The organism is Virgibacillus carmonensis, from assembly GCF_057836705.1.
In genome coordinates, this window is record NZ_JBYQFJ010000330.1 from 1 (window position 1) to 560 (window position 560).

The window sequence follows — 560 nt, forward strand, 5'->3', positions numbered from 1 at the left end:
ATTACCATTTGTCAGTTACGGCGGTTCGTCACTGCTCGTAATGCTGGCCTCCATGGGGATACTAAACAACATTGCAAAATCCGTGAAAAGAAAAGAACAAGAACCGGTTAAGGTTAATCAGGACACAAATAGAAATCAATCATTTAATCGAGGAGGAAGATCATGGCCGAGTTAAATACCATACAAAAAGTATTAGTGGCAAACAGAGGCGAGATTGCTATTCGGGTGTTTAGGGCTTGTACAGAATTAAATATCCGAACAGTTGCAGTTTATTCCAAAGAGGATTCAGGTTCCTACCATCGTTATAAGGCTGATGAAGCATACTTAGTTGGTGAGGGGAAAAAACCAATCGACGCATATTTGGATATTGAAGGCATTATTAAGGTGGCAAAGCAAGTAGGTGTTGATGCAATACATCCTGGATATGGCTTCCTATCTGAAAATATTCAATTCGCGAAACGATGTGAAGAAGAAGGGTTAACTTTTATTGGTCCAACCAGTGAGCATCTAAACATGTTTGGGGATAAGGTTAAGGCAAGATATCAGGCAGTACAGGCTGG

2 protein-coding genes are annotated in these 560 nt (G+C 40.5%); both read left to right on the forward strand.

Annotation, left to right across the window (positions count from 1 at the left end):
- Positions 1-175 (forward strand): FtsW/RodA/SpoVE family cell cycle protein (locus AC3G7N_RS22155; protein ID WP_489424269.1); only part of this gene is annotated, 175 nt, incomplete at its 5' end.
- The coding region (locus tag AC3G7N_RS22160) for a biotin carboxylase N-terminal domain-containing protein (protein WP_489424268.1) at positions 163-560 on the forward strand (398 nt) is incomplete at its 3' end. The genes AC3G7N_RS22155 and AC3G7N_RS22160, both read left to right, overlap by 13 nt.